This is a genomic window from Flavobacterium sp. (genome assembly GCF_043760115.1).
In the GTDB taxonomy this organism is placed as follows: domain Bacteria; phylum Bacteroidota; class Bacteroidia; order Flavobacteriales; family Flavobacteriaceae; genus Flavobacterium.
On record NZ_JAYUPK010000021.1, the window covers coordinates 59,620 to 67,899 of the forward strand.

2 protein-coding genes are annotated in these 8,280 nt (G+C 33.9%); one reads left to right on the top strand and one right to left on the bottom strand.

Features of this window, described 5'->3' with window-relative positions:
- Positions 1-23: 23 nt before the first annotated feature.
- On the bottom strand, positions 24-1,244 hold the full coding sequence (gene hflX, locus ACH2BC_RS01910) for a GTPase HflX (RefSeq protein WP_395052280.1): 1,221 nt from the start codon (positions 1,242-1,244) through the stop codon (positions 24-26).
- A gap of 188 nt (positions 1,245-1,432) precedes the next feature.
- On the opposite strand from hflX, the gene ACH2BC_RS01915 reads away from it, so the two are divergent.
- The gene (locus ACH2BC_RS01915) at positions 1,433-8,200 is read left to right on the top strand and encodes a fibronectin type III domain-containing protein (RefSeq protein WP_395052281.1); all 6,768 of its coding nucleotides are present in this window, start codon (positions 1,433-1,435) and stop codon (positions 8,198-8,200) included.
- Positions 8,201-8,280 lie beyond the last annotated feature (80 nt).

An 8,280-nucleotide genomic window follows, 5' to 3' on the forward strand; every position in this document is an offset into this window, starting at 1 on the left:
TGCAATCACTATCGCAACCTACATTACTCCACAACAATATCTTTAAAATCTGGATACAAAAATTTATTATACGGAAATCTTGTAATATGAATTTGTCGTACTTTTTCATAAATACGTTCTCTAAATTCTTCTAAATTTTCTTTTTCAATTGCCGAAATAAACAAGGCATTTTCTGCTCCAACTTTACTCATCCAAGTTTGTTTCCATTCCTCTAGCGTGTTATGTCTTGGAGTTTTTTCAGTCATTAAATCATCTTCTTCAATAGTCAAATGTTGATAAGCATCAATTTTATTAAAAACCATAATTACAGGTTTATCATTGCTTTTAATATCCATTAAAATTTGATTTACAGAAGCAATATGATCTTCAAAATCTGCATGCGAAATATCAACAATGTGCAATAATAAATCGGCTTCGCGAACTTCGTCAAGTGTACTTTTAAAAGATTCTATAAGTTGTGTAGGCAATTTTCTAATAAACCCAACAGTATCACTTAATAAAAAAGGCAAGTTACCAATAACTACTTTTCTTACAGTTGTGTCAAGCGTAGCAAAAAGTTTATTCTCAACAAAAACTTCACTTTTACTAATCACATTCATTAATGTCGATTTTCCAACATTTGTATATCCAACAAGCGCAACTCTAACCATTGCACCACGATTACCTCGTTGTACAGATTGTTGCTTGTCTATCGTTTTTATTTTTTCTTTAAGCAACGAAATTCTATCACGTACAATTCTTCTATCGGTTTCAATTTCGGTTTCTCCTGGTCCACGAAGTCCAATTCCACCTTTTTGACGTTCAAGATGCGTCCACATTCCACTCAATCTTGGTAACAAATATTGACATTGCGCCAATTCAACTTGAGTTCTTGCATACGAAGTTTCAGCTCTGTGTGCAAAAATATCTAAAATTAAATTCGTTCTATCAAGAATTTTACTATCAATTATTTTAGAAATGTTTTTTTGTTGTGATGGAGATAATTCATCATCAAAAATCACAGACGAAATATCATTTTCTTTGCAATACAATGCAATTTCATCCATTTTACCTGTTCCTAAAAAAGTTTTCGGATTTGGCTTGTCCATCTTTTGCCAAAAACGTTTAACTACTTCTCCACCAGCGGTAAAAGTTAAAAATTCTAACTCGTCTAAATATTCAAATAGTTTTTCTTCACTCTGATTTTGAGTTACAACTCCAACAATTACAGTTTTCTCAAAATTTGTCTTTTCTTTTTCTAACATAGTATAAATTATGTAGCAAAACTAACCATTCTTAAACAATTCCTGATGAATTTCTAACTAAAAAAATAATAAACTATCAAGAAATATAGTTAAAAATAACAATTTTATAACTTTTTTCATAATTTTTGTTAAATTTGGGGAATAAATCAAACATACAAATAACTATAAATTAATCAAACAAAATTTTAATGAAGAAAATTACTTTACTAATTGTTACTTTATTACTTTCTTTTTTAGGTTTTTCTCAAGGATTGCCATTAGAAGGTTTTGAAAACACAGCTGGTCCAGATTTACCTCCACCAACAACGCCATCAACTTGGACTATTGGAACAGGAGAATGGGCAGTTTTTGACAACGGAGTTGGACAAGCAAAAAGATGGGAAATTAGAACTGCGCCAGCCGAAGTGTATTCAGGAATAAATTCTGCTTACATGGATAGAGAATTTATTGGTCTTGGAAACACATCCGAAGATTATCTTGCTACACCTTTAATTACAGTTCCTGCAAATGGACAATTACGATTTTTTACTAGATCTACAATTGCACAAGAAACAGCTACACTTTTTCAAATTAAAATTGCTTTAGCGACAGGTACACAAATTAATCCTTCAGATTATACTTTATTACAACAATATACCGAAGCTACATTAACTACTACATATAATGTGTATGAAGAAAAAGTTATAAATATTCCACCGCAATTTATTGGTCAACAAATATATATTGCTTTTGTAATGAGATTTACCCAAAATGTACCTGGTTTAAGTGGAGACAGATGGTTAATAGACAATGTAAAAGTTGTAGAAAGATGTATCGATCCAACTACACCAACAGTTGCTAATATAACGCAAACTTCTGCCGAACTTAGTTGGGCAAATCCTGGTGGAGCGACTTCTTGGGAAATAGAAATTGTACCGGTTGGTACTTTACCAACAGGAACAGGAATTGTTTACAATGGAGCTTTACCTTATCTTGCTACAACAACAGCTACTGGAACACCACTAACTCCAACTACATCATATAATTATTATGTAAGAGCAATTTGTGCCAATAGTTTAAGTAATTATGTTGGTCCTACAGCGTTTACGACAAGTTCGCCTGGACTTAGTTGTCTTGCGCCTATAACTATAACAACATTACCTTACAGTACAACAGATACTACCGCAAATTATGCAGATTCTACAGATGTAACACAACCTTTTGCTTGTGCTAATACTGGAACAAATTATATGACTGGTAACGATGTGTTTTATTCTTATACACCAACAACTTCTGGATTAATTAGTATTACAATGACGCCAAGTGCTAACTGGTCTGGAATTTTTGTATATCAAGGTTGCGCCAATGTAGGTGTAACTTGTGTTGCAGGAGTTGCAAATAATGGTGGCGGCGTTAGAGTTATTCCTAACTTAGCAGTAACTGCTGGTTTGCCCTATATTATTGTAATTTCTACTAATGCAACACCACAAACAGTTGCATATACATTAGTAATTCAACCAGTAACTTGCGCACAACCAGATAATTTAACAGCGCCAGTAGTATTACAAACTAGTGCACAATTATCTTGGGGAAATCCAGGAAGCGCAACATCTTGGCAAGTTGCAGTGCAACCTGCTGGTGGAGCAATTCCATCTGGAGCAGGAATAACAACAACTATAAATACTAATTATCCTGTTGCATCTCCTTTAACACCTGATACTGGATATCAATATTGGGTAAGAGCAGATTGTGGAAATGGAACTTTTAGTGCTTGGGCTGGACCATTTTTATTTACAACTCCATCTATTCCTCCACAATGTGGCGGAACTTTTACAGATCCTGGTGGAGCAACAGCAAATTATGCTAATGGAGCAAATGTTACAACAATAATTTGTCCAAATAACACTAATGACCAAGTAACAGTAACTTTTACATCATTTGCACTTGAAAATAATTTTGACTTTTTAAGAATTTATGATGGAAGTAATACTGCTAATTTGCTAGCGACTTACACAGGTGCAACTTTACCTGCATCAATTACATCGTCTGCAACTGGTGGATGTTTAACTTTTGTATTTACATCTGATGGAAGTGTAACAGCTGCTGGTTTTATTGCAAACATAACTTGTGATCCAGCACCAACTTGTCCTAAGCCAACAGTTTTAACAACTCCTGTAGCGACAATTACTTCTACATCTGTAGTGGTCGGTTGGACCAATAATAGTACCGCAACTTCATTTCAAGTTTTGGCATTACCTTGTGCTTCTCCTGCTCCAACGGCTTTAACTCCTTTAACAGCAGGTTTTACAACAAGTAGTAATCCTTTTACTTATACTGGATTAACTGCCGATACTTGTTATAATTTTTATGTTAGAGCAATTTGTTCTTCAACAGATATTAGCTTTTGGTCAGATCCAAAATCTGCAACTACTTTACAAACTCCACCAGCTTGTGGTGGAATATTTACTGATAATGGTGGTGCTAATGTAAATTATACAAATGGCGCAAATGTTATTACAACAATTTGTCCTGGAGTTGGTGAAATAGTCACGGTTACATTTACATCATTTCAAACAGAAACAAACTGGGATGGATTATATGTTTTTGATGGAAACTCAATTAATGCGCCACAAATTTCTAGTGGAAATGGACCAACAAATATTGGTGGATCATTGCCCGGTTCTTTTTGGGGAAATACAATTCCTGGTCCATTTGAATCATCTACTGCTGGTCCAAACGGTTGTTTAACATTTCAATTTATAAGTGATGGTTCAGTTAACAATCCAGGTTGGATTGCAAATGTAACTTGTGCACCAGTTCCTACTTGTCCTAAACCAACATTACTTACAGCTACAGTTACACAAAACTCAGCGACATTAGGCTGGACAGAAAATGGTTCGGCAACTGCTTGGGAAGTTTTTGTAGTGCCATTTGGGTCTGCGCCACCAGTTGCAGGAAGTCTTGGAATTGCAACAACCAATCCATATACTTTTAATAATTTACCACCAGGAACTGCTTATACATTTTATGTAAGATCTTTATGTGGTCCTAATGATATAAGCTTTTGGTCAGCAGCATATTCTTTTGGTACTTTACCATTAAATGATGAATGTGCCAATGCTACTTTAGCTATTGTAAATCAAAATTTAAATTGTGTACAAACTGTTGCTGGAACAATTACAGGAGCAACTGCTTCTCAATCTCCACCTCCTCCAACACCACCAGTTTTAGTTTGTCCAGGAACGCCTAATGATGATGTTTGGTTTACTTTTACCGCAACTGCAATTACTCATTTTATTTCGTTTAATAACGTTACACCTGCGACTGTTTTGAACTACGGTATTTTTCAAGGTAGCTGTGGTAATTTAATACAAGTTGGTTGTAATATTGGTACTGGTTTAATACCTGGAAACACTTATTATATTAGAGTTTACTCGACTTTGGCAACTCCACAATTTACCAATTTTAATTTATGCATTGGTACATTACCATGTGCAGAAGCACCTGCATTTTGTACAGGACAAACTGTTACTTATCAAAACTCTACTAATATTCCTAGTTTAGGTACAATTGGATGTTTAGGTTCATCGCCAAATCCAGCATTTTTCTTTTTACAAGTAAATCAAGCTGGTCCATTATCTTATTTAATTTCTCAAGTAGATACTGGTGGAACGCCTAGAGATGTTGATTATGTAGCTTGGGGACCATTTGATGATTTAACTCAAGCTTGTGGTGCTGTTCCTTCATTCCCTATAGCTGGATTACAACCTCCATTAACTCCTGCACAAGGTTGTAGTGGACAATTACATGGCTGTAGTTTCTCTATTGCACCAACTGAAATTTTATGTATTCCTCAAGCAACTATATGTAAAGTCTATGTTATAATGATTACAAATTTTTCTAATCTAGCAGGTACAGTAACATTTACACAAACTAATACTGGTGGTGGTACAACAGAATGTTTTCCTATAAATACTTTTAACTATCCTCTAAATTCTTATTGTCAAGATGGTGTTGATCCAATCCCAGTATTGGCAAATGGCGCTTCTGCTGGAACTTATACTTCGACAACAGGGTTATCTATAAATCCTACAACTGGAGTAATAGATTTATCCGCTAGTACACCTGGAGCATACGTTGTTACAAGTACAACTTTAACAAGCACTAACGGTGCATGTACAAATATTCCAAGTATTACAACTTCTAGAACAGTTATAATAACTGCTCCAGCAAGTGCAACTTTTACTTACTCGCAAGCTAGTTTTTGTAATGGTATTACATCACAACAACCATCAAACTTAGTTGGTACAGTTGGTGGTACGTATGCTGCTACACCTGCTGGATTATCAATTTTGTTTAATAATGGAAGTATAAATCCTAGCGCAAGTGCAGTAGGAAACTATTTAGTAACTTACACAGTAGCTGCAACTGGTGGCTGTGCTGCTTTTACAACTACAGCAAATGTTGAAATTATTGCATCGCCTGTAATTCTTCAACCTGCAAACGTTACTGCTTGTAATAGTTATACAATGCCTACATTACCAGTTGGGAATTATTTCAGTCAACCAAATGGTCAAGGTACACAATATCCAGCTGGAACTGTAATTACAGCATCTCAAATTATGCATATTTATGCACAAAATTCTTTGTGTTCAAACGAGAAATCATTTACAATGACTATTAATACTATAGCTGATCCAGTTGTATCTGTAATTACTCAACCTACTTGTCAAACTCAAACAGGAACCATTCAAGTTACAAGTCCTGTTGATGGTGGTGTTTTACCTTCAAATTTATTCATTTCTGAAGTGACTGATGCTGATGCTGGTTCGTTAACTTATGTTGAAATTTATAATGGTACTGGAGCTTCGGTAAATCTTTCAAATTATAAATTAAAAACTTACAATAATGGAAATACAACTGTATCTCCAGGTTGTGATAATAATTTAACTGGAACTTTAGCTAATAACGCCACTTATGTTGTAAAATTAAGTTTAAGTCCAAACCAACCTTCTATAACACCAAATGCAACTTTTACAAGTTGTGGCGCTGTAAATATTGATGATAATATTAGATTAACCAATTTATCAGATGTAGTTATAGATCTTTGGGGAAGAACAGATGGTTTAGTATTTACACCTGCTGGTCAAACAGGTTATGTTTACAGAAGAAATATAAATGCATCTGTTCCTAACACAACATTTATTGCAACAGATTGGACAACATTAGATCCAGAAGTTTATACAAATGTTGGAACATACGTTTATACAACTTCGAATTTTCAATATAATGTTGATGGCGGAACGTATCAATCTAGTCCAACTTTTAGTGGTTTAACTCCAGGAAATCATAGTGTAACTGTTCAAAATTTAATTACAAATTGTATTTCTAATCCAGTTACGGTTACTATTAATGCTGTTCCGCTTTTAACATCGGTAACAACTTTTAGTTACACGACACCTGTATGTCAAGCTTCTACAATTAATCCATTTCCTAATACATCTGCAACTGGATTTTCTACTGGTGGAACATTTACTTCTACAACTGGATTATCAATTAATTCTTCAACAGGAGAAATTAATTTAGCTTTGTCATTGCCAGGAAATTATGCTATTACTTATTCGGTTTTACAAGATTTGTCAATATGTCAATCTGCTGGAAGCACAACTGCAAGTATAGATTTAACAATTCCTGCAACTCCAGTTACTACTTTTAGTTATACAACACCTGTATGTCAACTTAATAGTATTAATCCTTTACCAAATACAACTGCAACAGGATTCAATACTTCTGGAACATTTACTTCAACAAGTGGATTGTCTTTAAATTCAACTACAGGAGAAATTAATTTAGCTACTTCAACTGCTGGTCCTTATGTTGTAACATATACTGTTCCTGCAATTATTAATAATTGTCAGTTAGTTGGAACCTCAACTGCAAATATTGTGATTACACCAGCAACAATTCCTGTTACATTGTTTAGTTATACAACGCCTGTTTGTGCAAATGGAACTAATCCATCACCTATTCCTGCAACAGGATTTACAACTGGTGGTGTTTATAGTTCTACTACTGGATTGAGTATAAATTCTGCAACTGGAGTTATTAATTTAGCTTCTTCAACTGCTGGAACATATAGTGTAACTTATACAATAGCTCAAAATTTAGCAACTTGTTTAGCTGCTGGAAGTTCAAATACTACCATAATTATTAATCCAGTTATTACACCAATTACTAATTTTTCTTATGTTACTCCAGCTTGTGCTGATGGCGCCAATGAATCTCCAATTTTTGGAACTGGATTTACTAGTGGCGGAACTTTTAGTTCTACAACTGGTTTATCTATAAATGCCTCAACAGGAATTATTGATGTTGTAAGTAGTACACCTGGAACATATACAATAACGTATTCAGTCTCAAGTAATGCTAGCATTTGTCAAATTGCCGCGTCTGAAACGGCTGTTTTATTTATAGAAAATGATGTGTTAACTAGTGTATCTGGAGAATGTGTTGGTCCAAATTATGTACTAACTTCTACTCCTTTAAATAATTCATACAATCCAACTGGGGTTAATGTTACTTATAGTTGGACATTTGGAACAAGCATTTTAGGAAGTTCACAAACTCAAACTGTTACGCAAGCTGGAAATTATAGCGTAAAAGTTACCTCAAATGGTTGTGATGCTATTGCTAATTTTATTGTTGATGGTATTTCATGCTCTATACAAAAAGGTATTTCTCCTAATAATGATCAGTTGAATGATAGTTTTGATTTATCAGGATTAAATGTAAAAATGTTAAGTATCTTTAATAGATATGGAACAAAAGTATATTCTAAGTCTAATTATATAAACGAATGGTTTGGACAATCTAATAAAAATGAAGAATTACCCGATGGTACATATTATTACGTTATTGAAAGTGATGATATACAAACCAAATCAGGATGGATATATATTAACAGACAAATCAAATAAAGTAACCACAAAATGATAAATTTCAAACAAATGAAAAAACTATATTTCTTAGCTACGTTTGCCCTAATGACTTTTGTTGA

Bases quoted from the DNA above. Each gene is read 5' to 3' on its own strand.
- hflX (WP_395052280.1), bottom strand. From the start codon at position 1,244: ATGTTAGAAAAAGAAAAGACAAATTTTGAGAAAACTGTAATTGTTGGA.
- ACH2BC_RS01915 (WP_395052281.1), top strand. From the start codon at position 1,433: ATGAAGAAAATTACTTTACTAATTGTTACTTTATTACTTTCTTTTTTA.